This window comes from Bacillus sp. FSL H8-0516, assembly GCF_038635285.1.
Lineage (GTDB): Bacteria > Bacillota > Bacilli > Bacillales > Bacillaceae > Bacillus > Bacillus safensis.
In genome coordinates, this window is record NZ_CP152051.1 from 3,532,289 (window position 1) to 3,553,153 (window position 20,865).

A 20,865-nucleotide genomic window follows, 5' to 3' on the forward strand; every position below is an offset into this window, starting at 1 on the left:
TTCCGCTTTTTCGAGCATTTTATCGTTGATTCATATGTCATGTTATTATTATTTTCAAAAAAGAGGACTTTAAGATGATTTTACATTTTTTTTTGATACGGTCAACTAGAAAGAATGACATATTACCTCTCAAAAATGACGAAATAGGGGCAAAAAAGTCTAAAAACATACACAAAAACACTCTAAAAAGAGTGTTTAAAGTGTGTTTTTTACAAAATCAGGAGCAATCCCAATTATAGACGACATTCTCGAAATTTTTTCGTTTAAGGTCTTCTGGTTTGATAAAAAAGTTGGCAATACCGCAATCTCCCCACATCAAATCTACTTCATCATCTGAGTCAATTTGTAATAACAGAACGGTATGTTCTTGATCTACATAGGTACGCGGATCTTCTTGTGTAAACCCCGGATACCCGCCCAATTTGTGACCAAAGCCACTCGCTGTTTCATAAAATTCATCCAGCAGGGCATCTGCTTCATCGCCATTAACACCATCTGTATCTTCGAATAGATCCCAGCTGTTCTTTCCTGTGACTTTTTCAAAGCGGAAATCTCCTACACTGATCGTTTCGCTTGCTAATTCACCTGTAATTGCGCCTTCCTTCGTTACAGGAAAATAAAAATCGTCTGGAATTTTCACAAAAGAAAAATCAGTCATTAACTCTTCTTCTGCCAAGAAAGGTTCCTCAATAAATTTGATGCGAAAATCTTTTTGCTCTGTTTTATGGTCAATATTCATCCCATAAAGATCATCGTGCACAGAAATAAAAACTTGCAAAAGTCCTGTTTCTGGATAATCCTTCAGCTTCGGTAGCTGGCCGAAATTAATTTGTGCCAAAAGTTTCATAGGATGTCCTTCGCCGTCAACTGGATATTCGTCGTTTTTTGGGAAGTAAGGATCACCAGCTATTTTGCTGTCGTATGGTCCTGTTTTTCCTTGTTTCATCTGCAATTGAATCATTGGTTTTTCCGTTTCATCTAACAACGGACGGTAGGGTGCAAGTATTTCTTTCAGCTTCGCTGATTGTGTCACGATGATCTTCCTCCTTATGAATAGGTCTAATGACAAAACTAGTCTCTCTTTTTCTATAATACAGAAGTGTATCCTGCCTGTCAGCGATAAAACGGTCATAATCCTAACAAGTTTCTCACCTTGAAATGATAAAAAAACCTCCGATTCAGCTGGAGGTTTTGTCGTTCTTTTATTTCACTTGATAGTTTACTAAGTCGTTTGCTAATGCTTTCATCGTTTCGTTTGTTTCGTGAAGACCTTCAATAATTTTCGTAAAAGTGCCTACTAGCTCTGCTTGATGCTCAGAGGAAGCGACAATTTGCGCAATTTCTTCTTCCATTCCTTTGATCGATCCCTGCACATCTTTTAGGGCTGTTTCAATATCAGTCGTCGCCTGTTTCGCATGAGTTGACAGCTTTCTCACTTCTGTTGCGACCACTCCAAAGCCTGCTCCTGCTTCCCCTACTCTTGCAGCTTCTATTGATGCATTGAGTCCAAGTAAGTTCGTTTGATCAGAGATACCTTTGATGAGATTGGACACTTGATTGATTTTAGAGGAATTTTCGACAGTGGTTTTCGTATTTTGTAGAATTTGTTCACTTGTCGCTTGTAGTTCCTCTGAATGTGCGGCAACCTGTTGTACCATTGCGACTAGTTTTTCGGAAGCTTCGTTGCTCTCCGTCATGATGTGATCTAATCGTTGTTGATTTGTTTGGTCATATGCCACACAGAAGGCAGCAACCACTTGACCTGATTCATCTTTAATTGGAACGGCTACGATATCCATTGGAATCCCGTATACTTCTTTCGGAATTTGGATAAACGATGGTTCTCTTCCATTTTTCAGCATGGCAAAGTTTTGGAATCCAGCATCTACTGTATCACCAGCTTTAAATCCTAAATCAATATTCCCATGCTGCTGATAATAAAGAACCTTCTCTTTCCCTAAGACAGAAAAGGTTAGCTGCTCTCTCATAGCAAGTCCAATGATTGGTAAAGCGTCTATTATGTTATCAATTCTCTGTGACATTCGCTTACGTTCATCCTCTCTTTTTCTCAGTACACCTTCTTTATCGGTTCGTTATATGATCTATTACAGCCTGTAATGTGTACTAATATCAATCAAATGACCTAAGACATATAAAAAGCCCACATTCTATCAAGAGAATGTGGGTGTTTTTTAAACAAAGTAAATGCACATGAAGACACTGATAACAATGAGAAAAAGATACATATAGTCAATCCATAAGGTGCTGATGATATGATAATACGTTCGCTCTCTCGTCCCTGTGAAGCCCCTGGCTTCCATTGCAATCGCTAAGCGTTCTGATTTTCGTACGCCCTGCGTAAAAAGGGGCAATGCATAACGCATAAAGGCTTTCCAGCTGTTTTTTTGCTTGTAGCCTCTGATTTTGTGTGCAGCTTTCATTTGTTTTAATTCACTTTGAAATAACGGAATAAACCGGAAACCGGCAAGCATGCCATACGCCCATTTTGGGGACATTCGGCACTGATGAATCAGACTCATCATAAATGCCGTCAAATCTGTTGTGGACGTAAAAAGGAGACCAAATGTCACAAATCCCAGCATTCTAAAAGCGATGGTAAGCCCATTTCTTAAACTCTCCTCTGTGATATGAAACCACGCCCACTTCCAAACGGTATGATCCCCCTTGCCGAAGGCCGCCATCATCCAAAAGACGAGAATAAAAAAGAGCAGATAAGGGACAAGCCTTGTAACGAGATACTTCATATTCCATCCACCTAAAACAACTCCAATGCCGAGAGCAAACAGCCAAATGATAAAGGTAGTTTTAGGGTCAGAAATCGCCATGAGACAGCCCATCGCAAGCAGATGAGCGAGTAATTTCATGACTGGATTCACAGTAGAAAGAAAGGATTGATTACTTTGCAATCGTCAGCACGTCCTTTCTTTCTGCCACATAGCGATAATGTAAAGGAGCTCTCAGCTGATAAGCATCGACAAGTTCTTGATTTGAAAATAAATCATAAGGGGTGCCATCATACACATGCTTCCCTTGATGAAACAGAAGCACTTGATCGGCACACTCATCGACAAGCTCCATATCATGTGTGACCATCACAATGGTCGTGCCTTGGCGCTGACGCTGTTTTAAACGCCTCATCAATTCCTTCGCCGTTTTTTCATCCTGCCCGAAAGTCGGCTCATCTAACAGTAATACATCTTGATCAAAAAGGAGCATTGTGGCAACACTTAACCTTCTTTTTTGCCCTAAACTTAAGGTGAAGGGATGTGCTTTTGCATGCTTCTCTAAACCGAACTCTTTCAGCAACTGAACCGTTTTTTCTTGTACGACTGATTCTGGCCAGTTTCGCTGTCTGCCGCCAAAGGCAATTTCATCGAATACTGTGTCTTGTATAAATTGAAGCTCCGGATTTTGAAACACAAAGCCTGCTTTTTCATATAGTTCTCGGTCTGACCACTTTTTTAGGAGTGTATCTTTTAAGAAAATGTGGCCTTTTTTCGTTGGCTCTAAACCAACCAAATGTTTGAGAAGTGTGCTTTTTCCACTTCCATTTTCCCCAATGATCGACACCCAATCCCCTGATTTGATATCAAGCTGGAGATCACTCATAATCCTTTTTTTCCCGTAGCTTAATTGAAGATTTTCTGTACGAATCATTGTCTTTCGTTCGATTGATGGCACCTTTTCATGCTGCTCTTTTCGTGCTTTAAAGGTTTGCATAAAGGTTTGACTCAGTGGATGAAATGGATCTTGAATGATCGTGGACCATTTCTCGGGAAATAATTTGGGCCGCCAAATTCCAGCCTCTTTCATTTCTTCCTCATATGCCGTGAGCACATCTTTTGGAGCTCCATCTGCTAAAATGCTGCCTTGATCATCTAATAAAATCACCCGGTCCATCCATTCGATAACACCGTCAAGCACATGCTCTACAAAAATCATGGTCTGCTGCTGATCGGCTGCAAGCTGCTGCAGCAGTTGAAATATGTCCATTCTACCTGCCGGATCAAGCTGTGCGGTTGGTTCATCAAAGAATAGAACATCCGGCTGTAATGCGAGTAAACAAGCAAGTGCCAATCGCTGCTTCATGCCGCCAGATAAAGTGTGAATCTCTGTATGCGAATCGACATCCAGTTGGACTTTTTGCATGAGCTGCTGAATGATGTCATCCATCTCTTCACGAGGGACGGAACGGTTCTCTAAGCTAAAGGCAATTTCTTCATTGACACGGTGCATACAAAACTGAGAGTCTGGATCTTGAAACATGACGCCTGTATGTCTTTGCAGCACCACTTCACCCTGCATGTCTGCTTCCACATGCTCTGGAATGATTCCAGCCAGAACCGAAATGAGCGTAGATTTCCCGCTTCCGCTCGGTCCTAAAATAAGCACCTTTTCCCCTTTTTGAATCGTAAGGGAGATTTGATGCAAAACGGGCTTAGGCTGTTCATAAAAACGGACAGAGAGTTCATTGCACGCGAGAAATGAATTCATGCTGTTCACCTTTGTTTCGTTTTTCTTTCATGATGGCATATTGATTCAATACACCTGTTTTGGATAGTGCGTCTACCACCACTTTCGCAAGGCAGCCGCCAAGTATCATTCCACTGATCATTTGAGTCACAAGGGTCATAAGTAAAACTTGAGGCGTGTAATAACCAAAGCCATTTGCCACGAGACTGTACGCCATCGCTCCGATAGCGGCAAAAGCACCAGAGAGCATCAGTGTCCACATGCGATATCGTTTATAACCAAAAAGAGCGAAGGCGATTTCTGCTCCAAGTCCTTGGCATACACCAATTAACAGAGCTGAAAGTCCGAAGTGGCTGCCTGTCAATAATTCCACAGCAGCGGCGGCTGTTTCTGCAATCAGAGCAGCCCCCGGCTTTTGAATGATATATGCAACGATTGGACTTGCAATGACCCATATTCCAAACATGATGTTGCCTCCTGCTGGGCCAACAAGTGCTGTAATCGGTAAGTATAGCGTGGACCATCCTAAATAGATCACACCGCACGCAACGGATAAAATCACCGCAAGGACGACTTCTTTCATCTTCCATGTCATGATGAATGCACCTCCAGTTGAACTGGCCACTCTTCAACAGTGAAGGCCATTTCCCAAAACTTGTACTCGAGCTGGCAGCTTAAGATAAAGTGCTGTTTCATTTTTTCCTTTTCCTTCTCACTTGCTGCTTCCGCCAACTGATCGAGCCGCTTGCAAAGCTCACCTGTAACAGAATCAGTTAATCCCCCATAAAACGTGATCCACTCATAAAACGGATGTGACGGGTCTGGCTGCACATCTGTGAGCATTCGTTTCCCTATCTCCCAATATGTCCAAGGACATGGAAGCAGGACAGCGATGATTTCACCAAGCGTGCCTTCTTGCGCAACTTGCAGCATGTGATGAATATAGTGGTGAGCACTCGGAGCCAAAGAAGCACCTTGGAGCTCATCATATGCTACCCCTGCCACTCGGCAAAGGTTTTGATGAGGGTGCGTCTCACTATCTAGTACAAACGCAATCTGCTGATGGAAAAACGCAATATCCTCCCTGTCTGTACATCTGCTGAGCGCTGCTGCATAAATTTTAATGAATGCTTGTAAGTATTCTGCATCTTGTTTGACGTAATGAATGATTTGTTCCTTTTCCAGCTTTCCTGCTGCCAGGCCTCTGACGAACGGATGCTGATAAATGGCTTCAAATAACGGTTCTGCTTCTTTCCTTAATTGCGTAGAAAATGTCATAAAAAAAGCCTCCTCTTCTTCAGTTGAATAAATGAAAAAGCCACCCCAAATGGAGCGGCCTTCTTATCGATTCAATCATGAATAAGACAAGGTCCAGCTCCACTTCCCTCCGCTAGTACGAACTAGATCAGGTTCAAAGGGTCCAAGATTTTCTCTTGTCTCAGTCATACATGACTCCCCTAGTGGACTTTTGTCATTTAATTATCTTTACTCTACACATGTGGCGATTTGATGTCAACCGCCTTTCTTAATTCAACGTTCTGATTGTTGGCAGCTTCTCGATCCCTGCAGCATAGTAGAAATTCAGCACACTGAAGAAATCAATCGGCTTTCCTGTTTTTAAATCTACAGCTAAAATATGATCACCGTAATTTGTCATATCATCAATATCTAAGCGTCTTGGTGTTGTCTTCCCGAGTGTATCAACAAAGCTACTATGGTAGTACTGCCCGCTAGCAAACGATGATTCATGATACATAAATAAAGTCTCCACATCTAAGTAGACGAGAATGGCCTCAGAGGAACTTGCATATGGAGCGGAGTACGACACTGGTGCTGAAATACTTTTCACTTTTACACTGTCAACAGAATGAGTTCTCTGTTCATATTTTCCATCATATGAGAAGTAAAACACACGCTCCCATTTATAATCGGCGGTCTTTGTTTGCTTATTGTACACTTTTGTACCATTTGCGAAAACATCACCGTTTGCATACTCAGCTACAAAATATTGCAAGGTGGACGAAAGGGATACAGCCCCAGTGAAATTGGGCGGGTTTTTTGCATTCACTTGTATCGTGTAGGAGTCTCCAAATTCTCCGCCGCTTGTAATACCGAATGCATAATCACCTGCTGGTAAATTGGTCAATCCAAGCAGGCTGCCTGCCGGTTGAATTAAATCTGTCGGGTAGGCTTGTCCTGTTTCATAATCAACAACAAATAATTGAACAAAATAATCAGGGTTTGAAGAGGTAATCCGGCTGATGAGTGCCTGAGGTGAAGATGTGCTTAAAAACCATAAATCAACTGGGTCGTCCTCTGTTAAGACAGCCGATTGATTAATAGCTAGTCCATCAATGGAGCGAACGGCAGACGTGCGCATTTTGCCTTCTTTAGCAGCTTTTCGTTTGATACTGATTCCTTTCTTCTTATTCACTTTAAATGATTTTTTCACTTGCTTCTGTTGAATAGCGGTTCCTTCATCCTGCTTCAAAAACGACTCTTGCACTTGCTGAATCGCTTTTTCCGTCAGTGGTGATATTTTCCCTTCTGATTTCGGTGCTTCTTCTGCTTTTAATGCTGGTGAAAACAAACCTGTTGCGACGAGTAAAACAGACAGTAAAGCTGCGGTGATTTTGACATAAAATGCTCTCACAGGAACATCCCCTTTTTCCTCATTTGGGCTTTTTACCCTGTTATTATTTTACCATTATTCTAATAATTGTTTTGGTCTTTTTTGGGACACTTTTATAACAAAAAAACCAGCCGCATGAGTTACGACTGGTTTTGATCGTTTTATGCAATGGTTTTGACAAACAAGCGTGCTGTTTCTGCACTTGATCCCGGGTTTTGTCCAGTGATGATTTGTCCGTCAACAACAGCAAATGGCGCAAAGGCATCTCCTTTTTCAAACGCTGCCCCCTGCTCACGAAGTTTTGTTTCCAATAAAAATGGAACTTTTGATGTCAGCTGAACGGCTTCCTCTTCTTCGTTTGTGAAACCTGTGATTTTTTTGCCTTCGATAAATGATTTGCCATTTTGGTCCTTCACATCAACGAATGCTGAAACACCATGACAAACGGCTCCGATCGCACCATTTTTATCTGAAACTGCTAAGATCGCATCCGCTACCAGTTGATTAGACGCAAAGTCGATCATAGGGCCGTGTCCTCCAGCAAAGAAAATGCCGTCATAATCAGATGGATTCACATCTGTAAGCGCCTTTGTGTCTTGAAGTAATTCATATACATCTTGATATTGCGCTGGGACACCTTCAGGAATTGAATTTTTGTCAATTGGTACAGTGCCACCTTGAATAGAGACAATTTGTACTTCTAGTTCATTTTCTTTAAAAATATGAAATGGCTCTGCTAACTCTTCTAGCCATAAGCCTGTTGGATGTCCATTCATTTCCGGGCTGCTTGTTGATACTAATAACACTTTCTTACTCATCTTGATCATCCTTTCGATTTATCCTGTGGCTATTTTATATTTTGCACAATTAAATATCAAGCAATATGAATTTAGACCAGCTCATTATGTTATACCCGATTTTCTAAAAATTATGGTATGACTCCAAATCTAATCAATATGTCACATTCTATTGGTAGGGAATTTCATGTAAAATTGTCATTGAGTGATATAATATGAGGAAAGATTGACAGTTCTCTCGTCACATGAGGGGATTTTTAAAGGAGTGGAAAAGAGATGAAAACCTATTCGATTGTGATGATCATCATCACGCTCTGTATTATATTGGCCGTCTTTTTGATGAACCTAACGGGGGTCATGTACGGAAAAATCATTTTGGCCGTTGCCGTAGCCCTTTGTCTAACATCCATTATTCGTTTGATGGGTCTTCGAAAAAGATAAAAGCCGCCCTCACTAGGGGCGGCTTTATTTAAGATTAGATCGCCAGCATCAGTGCAATGAGTGCAAGCAGTGCTGGTACTCCTTGTTTGATGATAATTGATTTATTGGATGTTACACCGCCAAATACTGCTGCGATGAGCACACAAAGAATGAAAAACAGCTGAATCATATATCCAACGGTATTCGATCCAAGAATGAGCCCCCAAATGAGTCCTGCAGCTAAAAACCCGTTATAAAGCCCCTGATTGGCAAACATCACTTTGACATTTGGATCTTTTTGCAAGTGTTCTGGCAGCTTAAAAGACCGCTTCGCCATCTTTGATTCCATAAAAAACATTTCTAATAACATGATGACAATGTGTTCTAAAGCGACAATTCCTACTAAAATCATTGCTAAAATATTCAATTTAGTTAATTCCTTTCTGGTAGACGTTCACGAATCTCTATTTTGTCCGTGTATAAATCAAAGTCTTGTATCAATTCTAGCGCTTCTGTAAAGCGACTTTGTGGAATGTCTTTCATTTTTCTCACGCCGAATTCCTTTTTAATAAAAGCCATGATGGTATTGATATGAAGCTTACCGTGGCCAGCATACTCCAAATGGCTGCAAAAAGTCTGCATCGTCCCTCGAATCACCTTTAATTGCTTGGCAGTGACACAACTCATTGGTAACGCTCATCCTTTCCTTTGTTTTAACAGCTAAAAAGAATCATGGTTGAAAGAAAAACCTTCCAGTGTCTATTATATAATGGTTTCATTCGGATATCAAAATAAAAAAGAACAGACATTCGATTTAAAAAACAATCGTGCCCTCACAATCCTTTTCTCACATATCAAAAAGCCGGATTCAATGGTAGAATCCGGCTTTCTATTTAGTTACTTTTCGAAATTAACACCTTTCCAACAGAACGATCCTTACTTTGTCCAACGACTTTAAAGGATAACCCATATGTCGGTACATCGCGTCCTGCATCTGGGTTGTTTGGATTCACATAGTTCTTTTTATCACTAAATGTACGAGCCGGGCGAATGTAGCGATCTTGCAAAGTTAAGCCCGTTGTTGCTGTATAATCTATATTCAGCTTCGTACTTGGATTCAAAGAGAATGCTGCATCATGTACTTGGAACCCTGTTGCGGCAATGGAACCGTCACTCCATTTTAATACTTGCTGATCTGCATCTACTACGCCAAGGAAGCCGTTCCCCGGATGTTTTCCTACCCAGTTATCACTGTATGATTGATCGACATACCAAACGACCAACCCGTTATTATAGCTCATCAGACTTGCCCCGCGTTTAATATGCTTTAAGCCTTTATCGACATCAGCATAAGAGCGCCACTCTAGTAAATAGTATTGTGCTGCATATTGTTTTCCATTAGATTTTGAGAATCCATTAAAGGTAAAAGTAGACGTGTCCTCGGCATCATCTGACCATACTTTCGTTCCATCTGCCGTGATGTTCAGGTCATCTACGAATAAGCCTGGAAGTGAATAGCCTGCATCAGTTGTGTAACGGAATTGCAGGTCGATTTTCTTCCCTGCATAAGCAGACAGGTCAAAGGCTGCATCTACCCAGCCGTCTGATTTTCCGTCGATGCCATTGCCTTCGTTTGCACCTGCTTCATTTCGATCATTCGTGATGTTACCCGCGATGGTCTTCCATTGATCAGTCCCTGTTTCACGCACTTCGACATACGCATAATCATAATCTTCTTCAATATCGTACCATGCTTTAAACGTCAGCTCTGCTTTGCTTCCTTTTGACAAATCAATACCTGTTGTCGTCATGGTTGCATTCAAATTGTCACCCGTTCCGCTGAAATACGAATATTTCCCTTGAGCAGGTGTCGTAACGACAATCTCTTTATCTGGTAAATCGACTCGAACGGCATCATGGTTCGTTCCTTTTGTTGCTGCTTCATCAATTAATACTGTTTTGCTTTTCTTTAATGTTTTACCATCGATGGTTTGTCCAGAAAGCCAGTTGCCTCCATGCAGATTTTGAAGCATTTCTTTCGCATATGGGCTAAAGCCTGTTGGTTCCGTACCAGGAACTTTACCTGCCCAGCTTCCGCTTGACATGATCGACCAGTAAGAAACGGGCTCTCCTCTGCCTGTGTACTGTGTATCGTACTCGTCAGGAAGACCAAGATCATGTCCGAATTCATGTGTGAACACACCTGCTGCGCCATCCTCAGGCTCGATGGTGTAATCCAATGCGCCTAATTTCCCGCCTTGACCAACTTCCGATTCAGTATCCGGAATTTCAAATACATCACCAAGTGACCAGCGGTGTGACCAAATCGCATCAGCGCCAAGTTGTCCGCCGCCTGCTTCTTCACCTACGCCGGCGTGAACGACCATCAGATGGTCAATGATGCCGTCTGGCTCGTTATAAACACCGTCGCCATCAATATCATAGCGGTCCCATTGATCATACTCGCTGAGATCAATATTCGGATCTTTTGCTGCTGCTTCGAGTGCTTCTTTCACCAATTCGCGCGGTCTGCCGTCACTGCCTGAATCGTCAGGTACGTTCCCGCCGTAATAAGCTGCTTCATGCTTCGCTGTATACCATCCTGCAACTGTTCCACTAACTGTGTAACTGCCGCCGGACTGCTTTTCATAATATTGCTTCATGGATACTTTCCGTTTCCCATCCGGACCGATGTAGCCATTTTTTCCGAAAAGCATATCTTGATAGTGCTGTTGATCGTACTTGTCATAGTACATATCAGTCTCTTCTTTTTTAATACTATTATGCTTATAATCTTTAAAATCTACTAATAAAACCAATACTTTATCATTGCGGACGTCACCTTTATACTTTTCCTTTTTGACCGGTTTTACTTGATTGCTTTCTTTTCCTTTATGCTTCTTTAATTTTTTCTTTTTGGCAAGTTTGTTATGTACCTCTTGTTTGTATTCTTTCAGGAATTCAGGCTCTTCTGTTAAGGTGCTGGCACTTTGTTTCATTGCTGATTCTTCTTTTTTCTTTAGATAGTTCTTTAATGCTTTTTGGGTTTCTGCCTCATTGGCATTCTTTTTGATCTTTCCTTGTTTTTTCAAGGCTTTGACAAGACGGTCTTCATTCACGACACTTGAGTCAAATGGAATACCTGAATAATGACCGCCATCAGAGGATGTTGATTTTTCTGTGGTGTGGGCAGATAGAGGGGTGCTGAAAGCTGTCAATGTGCCTAAACTTAGGACAGCGGTTAGTGCAATTTTCGTCCATTTCCCTTTTTTCATATTGGTTCCTCCCTATTTTGGTAATAAATAATATCTAATTCTAGCATATTCCAATATAGTTAAGTCGAAAAACATTTTATTTTCAGAAATTTTGTGGAAAATGCACAATACGTGAATGAAATGGGTGGAACCATATGTCGAAAATAAAAGAACCCTAGGCGTTAACCGCCTAGGGTGTTTGTTGTTTTTCTATGAAAGCTGCTGGCCTTGAAAGGCAACCACGTCAAGTGGAGCGGCTAAGAATTCTTTTGCTTTCGCTACGAAAGCCTGGAAATGAGCACTTGCATTATGGCTCTGAACCGCAGCGTCATCTTTCCACACTTCTACCATTAAAAAGGTATTTTCCTTTTCTGTATCCTTGAACAGCTTGTAGGAAACATTGCCTTCTTCAGCCTGTGAAGCTTTCATTAACTCGTTGATTTCTTCTAAAAATACGTTTTCTTTTTCTGGATGAATGGTCATCCCTGCATGAATAATAATCATGTGATCGTCTCCTTTTGAAAAGATATTATTTCCACTCAGCAATACGATCTACCGGTAAGCGGTAAGATGCATAGCCTTCGTCAGCTGCTTTCCCAATTGATAGCAGCATGACTGGTACATAACGTTCTTTATCCCATCCAAATGTTTCAGCGATGACTTCTTTATCATATCCGCCAATTGGATTTGTATCATAACCGTGTGCACGTGCAGCAAGCATAAGCTGCATAGACACAATCCCACCGTCAATTAAGATGGTTTCGCGGTTCACTTGCTCTGGAAGAACCTCAAAGTGTGCAGTTAATGCAGCAATTTGTCTTTCTTTCACTTCTTGCGGCATGTAGCCATGCTCTACTGCTTTTGAATAAATTTCTTCTAAGTATTCATTGCTTTTCATATCTGCAAATACCGCAATGACAGCTGCTGATGTTGACACTTGAGTTTGGTTGAATTTTGCAAGTGGTGCAAGCTTTTCTTTTCCTTCTGGGCTGTCAATCACCATGAAGCGCCAAGGCTGTGCATTTACTGATGATGGTGCAGTTGTTGCTTCTTCTAAAATCTCTGTCATTTCTTCTTTGCTGATTTTCACAGATGGATCATAGTTACGAATAGAGCGGCGCCCTTTCATAATTTCCATAAAATCGTTTGTTTTTAATGTGGTAGCCATGTGTAACACTCCTTTAGGTTGTTTGAATCTTTTCAATGTTTTGTTGTATACGGATGAGCACATCAGTGAGAAGCCTTCGTTCTTCTTCACTTACGTTTTCAAGCATTTCTGAGATAAATCGTTCTTTTTCTATTTTAGAAGCTTCGATTCTCGTTCTGCCTTCTTCTGTTAAGCGGACAAGTGTGACTCGATTATCTTCTGGTTTTCTTCTGCGTGTGACCATTCCTTTTGTTTCTAGCTGTTTTAAATGACGCGTCACAGCTGCACTATCAATATTTACTTTTTTCTGCAAATCTGATTGGCTGATTTCATCGGCTTGAAATAACAGCGATAGCAACTCAAGTCTTGATTGGCTGATGCCCGTGCATGCTTCGAACTTCACGCCCATCATACGGTTCACGCACTGCAAACGATATAATACCTCTGCCTCTTCAGAGCAAAATGCAGTCAATGCCATCCCCTCTTTTCTATTCAGAAATCAATTACTTGATATATCAATCATTGACTCGTCAATTAATATACACCCATTGTTTGATGATTGCAAGAGGTTTGTTTCATAAAGTGAATTTTTTTATTTCAATAGAAAAAGACGAACCTAAAATGATCATAAAAAAAGACAAAAGCGACGAATCACTTTTGTCCTTTTTCTTTATTCAGTAATGACTGTGTGAATCAATGTTGGTGCATCGGCATGATCAGCAATGCGGATGTTGTCATAAATTTTCTCCATGACATTTGCAACATCTTCACGATTCGCATGCAGAGTCACAAGTGAATCTCCTTTTTCAACACGATCGCCCACTTTTTTGTTCAGCATGATGCCGACAGATAGGTCGATATCGTCCTCTTTTGTAGCGCGTCCTGCTCCTAGGATCATCGCTGCAACACCGATTTCGTCCGCAACGATTTCAGCTACGACACCTGATTCTTTTGCAGGTACTTCGATTTTGTAAGGTGCTTGCGGGAGTTTTTCAGGCTGATCCACAATTGAGCTGTCTCCACCTTGGTTTTCTAAGAATTCCTTGAATTTCTCAAGTGCTTTGCCGTTTTTCATCACTTCAATCAGCTTTTCTCTTGCTTCATCAAGTGTGTCTGCTTTTTTCGCAAGAACGACCATTTGACTTCCTAATGTGAGCACAAGCTCGTTTAAGTCTTCAGGACCTTCGCCTCGGAGTGTGTCAATCGCTTCTTTCACTTCAAGGGAATTTCCAATCGCTAATCCTAGCGGCTGAGACATATCAGAGATAACCGCCATCGTTTGTCTGCCTACGTTGTTTCCGATGCGTACCATGGCTTTTGCAAGCTTTTCTGAGTCTTCTGGTGTTTTCATGAAAGCACCTGCGCCTGTTTTCACATCAAGTACAATCGCATCTGCACCCGCAGCAATTTTCTTACTCATAATGGAGCTTGCAATAAGCGGAATTGAGTTAACAGTTCCTGTTACATCACGAAGAGCATACAGCTTTTTATCAGCTGGTGTCAGGTTGCCTGATTGCCCAATGACCGCTACTTTATGACGATTCACGAGCTCGATGAATTCGTCTTTTGTAATTTCTACGTGGAAGCCTTTGACCGCTTCAAGCTTGTCCACTGTACCGCCTGTATGCCCAAGGCCGCGCCCAGACATTTTCGCAACAGGTACATCTAGTGCTGCAACAAGAGGAGCGAGTACAAGCGTAGTTGTATCACCTACACCGCCTGTTGAGTGCTTATCTACTTTAATACCCTCAATGGCAGACAGGTCAATTGTATCTCCTGAGTTCGCCATAGCAAGTGTTAAGTCTGCACGTTCTTGATCCGTCATATCTTGGAAGAAAATTGCCATAGCCAAGGCACTTGCTTGGTAGTCAGGAATTGTTCCGTCTGTATAACCTTTGACAAAGAAAGAAATTTCCTCTGAAGTTAATTCTTTTCCGTCACGTTTTTTCGCAATGATATCTACCATTCTCATTGTTTTCACCATTCCTTTTTTAAAATTAGTAAATCAAACCGACAACGCCTGCTGTTAAGAAGCTGACAAGAGTTGCACCGAATAACAGCTTTAATCCAAAGCGTGCGACAACGTTCCCTTGCTTTTCGTTTAAGCCTTTGACTGCTCCAGCAATGATACCGATAGAAGAGAAGTTCGCAAATGATACAAGGAATACAGAAATAATCGCTTCTGTACGAGCACTGAATTGGAAAGCATCACCGGATAGAATTTGCATTGCCACAAATTCGTTAGATACCATTTTGGTCGCCATAATGCTTCCTGCTTGTACCGCTTCGCTCCAAGGAACACCAACAATGAACGCAAATGGAGCAAAGACGTATCCAAGTACATCTTGGAAAGAAACACCGATGGCAGCTGTAAAGATACCGTTAATCATCGCAATTAATGCAACGAATCCAATCAACATTGCAGCAACAACAATCGCTACTTTGAAACCATCCATAATGTATTCGCCAAGCATTTCGAAGAAGGATTGTCTTTCTTCCTCGACGACTTCAAGCATGTCTTCATCCTTAGACACTTCATATGGATTGATGATTGATGCGATAATAAATCCACCAAATAGGTTCAGCACAAGTGCTGTAACCACGTACTCTGGTTTAATCATTTGCATGTACGCACCAACAATCGACATCGATACCGTCGACATTGCAGATGCACATAATGTATAAAGACGCTGCTGAGGTAATAATCCAAGCTGTTTCTTAATAGAAATAAAGACTTCTGATTGACCTAAAATCGCAGACGCTACTGCATTATAAGATTCTAGTTTCCCCATACCGTTCACTTTACTAAGCAAATATCCGATTCCGCGTACGATAAGCGGAAGAATACGCCAATGCTGCAGAATACCGATTAACGCCGAGATAAAGACGATCGGCAGTAAAACATTGATGAAGAAAGTGGACGCATTATCATTCATTAACCCGCCAAATACAAAGTTGATTCCTTCGCCGGCATAGCCTAGAAGCATTTGGAATCCTTTTGCAAAGCCTCCGACTAGGAAGTTTCCAACACCTGTATTGAGCAGAATATAACCTAAAATAAATTGCAGTACAATCATGACAATTACTGGACGGAATTTCACTCGTTTTTTTCCATTACTAGCCAGCCATGCAATGGCGAGAATCACTAGCAAACCGATGATACCAATCACGTATTTCATGTTTTTCCTCCTTGAATGAATTCGTTTACATTAATGCGCTTGTATGGAACAAACCCTATTTCGCAAACAAAACGCGGAAGAAATTCCCAGAAGCGAGTTCCTTCCGCATATGACTTTTTCATCATTTATGAGTCATGAATGTTATCCTACCATAGGATCGTATGAATTAATAGTCTTTCGAAGGAGCTGATTGGTCCCCTTTGATAATGGAAACGCCTGCACTTGCGCCAATACGAGTAGCACCTGCAGCTGTCATTGCCTCAACGTCTTCTTTTGTTCTCACGCCGCCTGATGCTTTCACACCGATGTCAGGCCCTACTGTTTTACGCATTAATGCGATGTCCTCAGCCGTTGCACCGCCTGTACTAAATCCAGTCGATGTTTTTACAAAATCAGCGCCCGCTTTTACTGAAAGCTCACAAGCTTTGACTTTTTCTTCATCAGTAAGTAAACATGTTTCAATAATGACTTTTACTAATGCTTTGCCTTTTGCTGCGTCTACAACTGCACGAATATCTTGTTCAACCACATCATATTCGCCGTCTTTTAATGCCGCAACATTGATGACCATGTCCACTTCTGTTGCACCGTTTTCAATCGCATCCTTTGTTTCGAATGCTTTCACCGCTGTTGTATTGGCGCCTAATGGGAAACCGATGACTGTACATACATCAACACCTGTTCCTGCTAGTTCTTTCGACGCAAGAGATACCCAAGTTGGGTTCACGCAAACAGATGCAAATTGATGGGTCTTTGCTTCTTCAAGTAACTGCATAATTGCAGCTCTAGATGTATCTGGTTTTAGTGCTGTATGATCAATGAGCTTTGCTATCGTCATGCTTCACACTTCCTTTTAATTATGATACTTTCATCATATATGACAGATGAACAATTGTAAACACGGTTATGAAATTTTGTTCATCTATTTTGTGACATTCAAAAGAGCCCTCGCTGTGTGCTGATCGATGATCAATACATTCGCATATTTTCCTCTTAGTGCACCGTGTATAGAAGCCACCTTTCGATGACCGCCAGCGACAAGAATGGATCGTTCTTTTGTCCTTAAATCATCTAGTTCCACACCAATGGTGCGATTGTTAATGGCTTCACTGCAAATGCGTCCATGTTGATCATAAAAACGCGAGCAAATGTCTCCGACACTGGATTCCTTAAGAAGCGCTTTTTCCTCTTCACGGAAATAACCTAGTCTAAACAAAAGCGCCTCATCTCTTACCGTTCCAACAGTAAACACAGCGATATTTGCCTGCTTGCCCATTTCAATAATTCGCTGAATATGTCTGTCCTGCTCAACCATCTCCTTGACGGCAGCACTATCAAATACAACAGGAAGCGGCAAATAGCGCGGTGCTGTTTGAAAGGCCTCAGCAAACAACTGGATGGTTTCCGCAGAATATGTATTCACATGAGAATGGCTGATTCCGCCCTTGAGCTGAACAACCTCTACACCTTTTACCTGTTTAGGTTGCATCTTTTGTGCAATTTGATACATAGTCGTTCCCCAGCTCACGCCAACGATATCACCGTCTTTCACCGTCTCTTGCAAGTAATCTGCACCAAATCGGCTCAAATAATCGGTGATGGTTGGATAGTCGTCCTTTGGCGAAAATACCACATGTGCTTCGAGAAGGTCATATTTTTCCTTGAGCAATGAAGAAAGCTCGTTTAAATCCTCAAACGGATCCATCACCGTAATCTGGACGTATCCCTTCTCTTTCGCATATTGAAGCAGCCGAGATACGGTCGGTCTCGACAGGTCGAGCTGCTTGGCAATTTCCTGCTGGCTGTAATCAGACAAATAGTAAAGCCTTGCCGCTTCAATACTCAGCTGTTGTTTCTCTCGATCCATTCATACGCCCCCTTTTTTCTTCTATCATAACAAATTGTTCACCTCATCATGCACAAATGTTCATTTAAAGAAAATTGTATAAGCGGCATGAAAGGTCTCATTCTTTTCTAATGTTTGAATGCCAAACTTCTCTTTATACTGTCCATTCGTCCCTTCCCTATCGGCGATGCCATACCACGGCTCAATACAAACAAAAGGAGCCATCGTTCCTTTTTCTTGATCATAAGGCGACCAAATGCCAACGAAAGGAAAGCCAGTGAGATCGACCTCAACTCCGTGACCTGCCCCTGAAGTCAATGACACTCGATTGATATGGCTAAAGATCATCGCATCATGCTGAAAAAGCTCTGGGCGAAGCTGGATCGGCTCAAGCTGAATGCCTTTTTCTTTCTCCCTGATAAGTGAATTCCGCAGTTCATATTGCACAGGGAGATGTTCAGTGGAAGGTGTCAATGTGAGTGAATAATCTGATGTTTGCTCGCCTTCAACAAGCGGAATACGAAATGCTGGGTGTCCTCCAATGGAGAAATACATCGTATCCTCTCCGTCATGATCAATTTCCCAGGAAATCTTCAGTCCATTTTCCAATAGTTCATAACGAATTCGCGCTGTAAATTCATACGGGTATTGCTTCACGTGCCGGCCTCTTGATTCATATTGAAAGGTCACCGTATGCTTCGTTTCTTCATATAAATCAAAATTGACATCACGTAAAAACCCATGCTGTGTGAGCTCAAAGGTTTGATCGTCAATCTTGTATTGATCATTCATTAATCGCCCAACAATCGGAAACAAGACAGGCGACACCCTGCCCCAATAAGCTGGATCACCAGACCACATATAGTGACGCCCGCTTTCCTTGTCAAGCACCTCCCTGACTTCCGCTCCTTTTTCATGAATCTGAACCAATAACTGATCATTTTCAATCGTTTTCATTCAATACATCCCCTTTCCTTCTTCTTTTATTATGACAGGGATTTTGGTTTTGAGTATCAAATTCGACATCTCTTACTCACCAATTAAAAAAATTTTAAAAAAGACAGAAATTCGCCAACAAAATGTAATGCTGATTCGTCTAATCTTATATAAAATAAAAGAATCGTTGCTCTTTTGAATGAACAACAAAAAGAAGCGTTTGACATTGATGGGGGATTCATTTTCATGAACAGCAAGGAAAATCGTTTTCGTTATATTTTAGGATTAGATGGACTAAGAGCCGTTGCTGTATTGGCAGTCATTGCTTATCACTTACATATCGGACCCGCAAGCGGCGGGTTTCTTGGCGTTGATTTATTTTTTGTCATTTCTGGTTACTTGATTACAACGATCTTGTTACATAAGCAGGATTTAGGCTATCAAGAGCTTTTGCCATTTTGGATGGGACGGATCAGGAGGCTTCTTCCAGCCGCTTACATCATGATTTTTATAACCGTCAGCTGGTGCGCGATTGCTGGATCAAACGCATTATTGTCCATTCGTGGCGATGCCATATCGTCCTTTTTTTATGTCAGTAATTGGTGGTACATTTTTCACCAGCTTTCATATTTTGATAGCTTCAATGCCCTATCTCCACTGAAAAATTTGTGGTCTCTGGCGATAGAAGAGCAATTTTATATCATTTGGCCGGTACTGTTGATTGCAGGGCTGAAATGGGTAAAAAACAGATCCCATCTGCCTATGATCACCTTTGGACTTGCACTTGTCTCTGCCTTATGGATGGCGATACTTTATTCACCAGATACCGATCCAAGCAGGGTTTATTATGGAACAGATACTCGTGCATTTGCGCTCCTGATTGGATGCAGCCTGGCATTTGTGTGGCCTATGCAAAGACTGTCCAGCAAAAAATTACTTCCTGTTGGCAGACGTATTTTACATATTGCCGGGTTCGGTTCGTTTGCGATTTTCCTTCTTTGTGTTTATGCAGTGGACGATTTCGATGCCTTTCTCTATCAGGGCGGCATGCTTTTATTCTGTCTGAATGCGGCCATCTTAATTGCGTGCGTCTGCCACCCTGCAAGTCTTATAGGGAAATGGCTGTCCTTTCAGCCGCTCGTCTGGCTAGGTAAGCGGTCTTATGGTATTTACCTGTGGCATTATCCCATTATCGTACTGACCACACCGGTCATTGAAATTGGACAGCCTTCCATAGCGCGTGTCACAATGCAGCTCATCGCCATTTTACTAGTTGCTGAAGCTTCCTATCGCTTCATCGAACAACCGATCCGCCAGCATGGCTTTAGACAATATTTTTCCTCTTGGTCTATTTGGAAAAAAGGAATCAAACAATGGTCTACATCTAATAAGGTGTTTCTTGGAATCACCGCAGCTCTTTTGATCTTATTTATCATTGGCATGTCTAACTCGTCCACTTCCTCCCCATATGTGAAGGAAGTGACGCAAATTAAGACAGCACCGAAAAAAACAGCCGAACCATCGGAATCAAAAGCGAAGAAAAAGAAAGAAAAGCACGAGAAAAAAGCAGCTGATCAAAAACAATTTCACCAAGTTCTTGCCATTGGTGATTCTGTCATGCTAGACATTGCGCCGAATCTTGAAAAAGCATATAAACAAATCACCATCGATGGGAAAGTTGGCAGACAGATGAACGAAGCCATCAGCATCGCCCCTCAATACAAATCATTTAATCAATCTGATGCCGCTGTTATCATTGAACTTGGCACAAATGGTTATTTTACTGAGGACACGCTGAAAGCATTCATTCAAAACTTTTCAAAGGCACATATTTTCCTAGTGAATACGAGGGTTCCAAGGTCATGGGAAAATGATGTGAATGCGGTCATTCAGCGAGTGGCTGATCAAGATCAAAATGTCACCTTAGTCGATTGGCATTCAGCCGCTACTGGACAGCCATCCTATTTTCAGTCTGATGGTGTCCACCTTTCAAAAAAAGGTTCCGACACATTGACACAGCTCATCACTGCAAGCATCAAGAAAAAAGGGGATGTGTCGACGTCATCATAAAAAGACTAGCAGAATGCTAGTCTTTTTTTCAGCGTGATAGAAAACCTTTGCAGTCTAGAAAGGGCGAGTATCGGCACGCAGACCTGACAC

The 20,865-nt window shown here is 41.7% G+C and carries 20 protein-coding genes, 1 pseudogene and 1 riboswitch; of the genes and pseudogenes, 2 read left to right on the plus strand and 19 right to left on the minus strand.

What is annotated here, in order from left to right:
- Positions 1 to 217 precede the first annotated feature (217 nt).
- The 8 genes from MHB67_RS17965 to MHB67_RS18000 all read right to left on the minus strand — a co-directional run bounded on the left by MHB67_RS17965 (position 218) and on the right by MHB67_RS18000 (position 7,944).
- Positions 218 to 1,033: a YwqG family protein gene (locus MHB67_RS17965; RefSeq protein ID WP_342492687.1), complete on the minus strand. Its 816-nt coding sequence runs from the start codon at positions 1,031 to 1,033 to the stop codon at positions 218 to 220.
- A gap of 169 nt (positions 1,034 to 1,202) precedes the next feature.
- A complete protein-coding gene (locus MHB67_RS17970) occupies positions 1,203 to 2,042 on the minus strand; it encodes a methyl-accepting chemotaxis protein (protein ID WP_073207994.1) in 840 nt (279 codons plus the stop codon).
- 150 nt (positions 2,043 to 2,192) lie between these two features.
- Positions 2,193 to 2,927 carry an energy-coupling factor transporter transmembrane component T gene (locus MHB67_RS17975; RefSeq protein ID WP_342492688.1) on the minus strand — a complete coding sequence of 245 codons (735 nt, stop codon included), beginning with the start codon at positions 2,925 to 2,927 and terminating at the stop codon, positions 2,193 to 2,195.
- Positions 2,917 to 4,515: an energy-coupling factor transporter ATPase gene (locus tag MHB67_RS17980; RefSeq protein ID WP_342492689.1), complete on the minus strand. Its 1,599-nt coding sequence runs from the start codon at positions 4,513 to 4,515 to the stop codon at positions 2,917 to 2,919. Before MHB67_RS17980 ends, MHB67_RS17975 begins: the two co-directional genes overlap by 11 nt.
- Positions 4,490 to 5,089 (minus strand): ECF transporter S component, encoded by a 600-nt coding sequence (locus MHB67_RS17985; protein WP_024423927.1) that lies wholly within the window; start codon positions 5,087 to 5,089, stop codon positions 4,490 to 4,492. Before MHB67_RS17985 ends, MHB67_RS17980 begins: the two co-directional genes overlap by 26 nt.
- Entirely contained in the window at positions 5,086 to 5,772 is a 687-nt protein-coding gene (gene tenA, locus MHB67_RS17990) for a thiaminase II (protein ID WP_025093767.1), read from the minus strand. Before tenA ends, MHB67_RS17985 begins: the two co-directional genes overlap by 4 nt.
- Positions 5,773 to 5,859: 87 nt before the next feature.
- Positions 5,860 to 5,963, minus strand: a riboswitch (TPP riboswitch).
- Positions 5,964 to 6,019: 56 nt separating this feature from the next.
- Positions 6,020 to 7,147, minus strand: a complete 1,128-nt coding sequence (locus MHB67_RS17995) for a hypothetical protein (RefSeq protein ID WP_025093766.1) — start codon at positions 7,145 to 7,147, stop codon at positions 6,020 to 6,022.
- A gap of 140 nt (positions 7,148 to 7,287) precedes the next feature.
- A complete protein-coding gene (locus tag MHB67_RS18000) occupies positions 7,288 to 7,944 on the minus strand; it encodes a type 1 glutamine amidotransferase domain-containing protein (RefSeq protein ID WP_133744375.1) in 657 nt (218 codons plus the stop codon).
- Between the two features lie 255 nt (positions 7,945 to 8,199).
- Here MHB67_RS18000 and MHB67_RS18005 point away from each other — a divergent pair, with 255 nt between their 5' ends.
- Complete coding sequence (locus MHB67_RS18005; protein WP_003214630.1) at positions 8,200 to 8,364, plus strand: hypothetical protein; 165 nt, start codon at positions 8,200 to 8,202, stop codon at positions 8,362 to 8,364.
- Positions 8,365 to 8,398: 34 nt separating this feature from the next.
- Here the strand turns inward: MHB67_RS18005 and MHB67_RS18010 are convergent, their stop codons facing one another.
- The 11 genes and pseudogenes from MHB67_RS18010 to MHB67_RS18060 all read right to left on the minus strand — a co-directional run bounded on the left by MHB67_RS18010 (position 8,399) and on the right by MHB67_RS18060 (position 18,726).
- Positions 8,399 to 8,770 (minus strand): DUF1304 domain-containing protein, encoded by a 372-nt coding sequence (locus MHB67_RS18010; protein WP_024423930.1) that lies wholly within the window; start codon positions 8,768 to 8,770, stop codon positions 8,399 to 8,401.
- A 5-nt stretch (positions 8,771 to 8,775) separates the two neighbouring features.
- Entirely contained in the window at positions 8,776 to 9,030 is a 255-nt protein-coding gene (locus tag MHB67_RS18015) for an ORF6C domain-containing protein (RefSeq protein ID WP_024423931.1), read from the minus strand.
- Between the two features lie 206 nt (positions 9,031 to 9,236).
- Positions 9,237 to 11,618: an immune inhibitor A domain-containing protein gene (locus MHB67_RS18020; protein ID WP_103131803.1), complete on the minus strand. Its 2,382-nt coding sequence runs from the start codon at positions 11,616 to 11,618 to the stop codon at positions 9,237 to 9,239.
- A 189-nt stretch (positions 11,619 to 11,807) separates the two neighbouring features.
- Positions 11,808 to 12,101, minus strand: a complete 294-nt coding sequence (locus tag MHB67_RS18025) for a putative quinol monooxygenase (protein WP_024423933.1) — start codon at positions 12,099 to 12,101, stop codon at positions 11,808 to 11,810.
- Between the two features lie 25 nt (positions 12,102 to 12,126).
- Positions 12,127 to 12,765 (minus strand): nitroreductase family protein, encoded by a 639-nt coding sequence (locus tag MHB67_RS18030; RefSeq protein WP_024427550.1) that lies wholly within the window; start codon positions 12,763 to 12,765, stop codon positions 12,127 to 12,129.
- A 13-nt stretch (positions 12,766 to 12,778) separates the two neighbouring features.
- A pseudogene (locus MHB67_RS18035) lies at positions 12,779 to 13,263 on the minus strand (MarR family transcriptional regulator).
- A gap of 151 nt (positions 13,264 to 13,414) precedes the next feature.
- Positions 13,415 to 14,716: a pyrimidine-nucleoside phosphorylase gene (locus tag MHB67_RS18040; RefSeq protein ID WP_024423936.1), complete on the minus strand. Its 1,302-nt coding sequence runs from the start codon at positions 14,714 to 14,716 to the stop codon at positions 13,415 to 13,417.
- Between the two features lie 25 nt (positions 14,717 to 14,741).
- The gene (locus MHB67_RS18045; RefSeq protein ID WP_024423937.1) at positions 14,742 to 15,923 is read right to left on the minus strand and encodes a NupC/NupG family nucleoside CNT transporter; all 1,182 of its coding nucleotides are present in this window, start codon (positions 15,921 to 15,923) and stop codon (positions 14,742 to 14,744) included.
- A 166-nt stretch (positions 15,924 to 16,089) separates the two neighbouring features.
- A complete protein-coding gene (deoC, locus tag MHB67_RS18050) occupies positions 16,090 to 16,761 on the minus strand; it encodes a deoxyribose-phosphate aldolase (RefSeq protein WP_133744373.1) in 672 nt (223 codons plus the stop codon).
- A gap of 84 nt (positions 16,762 to 16,845) precedes the next feature.
- The gene (locus MHB67_RS18055; protein ID WP_342492690.1) at positions 16,846 to 17,790 is read right to left on the minus strand and encodes a sugar-binding transcriptional regulator; all 945 of its coding nucleotides are present in this window, start codon (positions 17,788 to 17,790) and stop codon (positions 16,846 to 16,848) included.
- Positions 17,791 to 17,850: 60 nt separating this feature from the next.
- On the minus strand, positions 17,851 to 18,726 hold the full coding sequence (locus MHB67_RS18060) for an aldose 1-epimerase family protein (protein ID WP_103131849.1): 876 nt from the start codon (positions 18,724 to 18,726) through the stop codon (positions 17,851 to 17,853).
- A 225-nt stretch (positions 18,727 to 18,951) separates the two neighbouring features.
- On the opposite strand from MHB67_RS18060, the gene MHB67_RS18065 reads away from it, so the two are divergent.
- The gene (locus tag MHB67_RS18065; protein ID WP_342492691.1) at positions 18,952 to 20,775 is read left to right on the plus strand and encodes an acyltransferase family protein; all 1,824 of its coding nucleotides are present in this window, start codon (positions 18,952 to 18,954) and stop codon (positions 20,773 to 20,775) included.
- Positions 20,776 to 20,865: the final 90 nt, after the last annotated feature.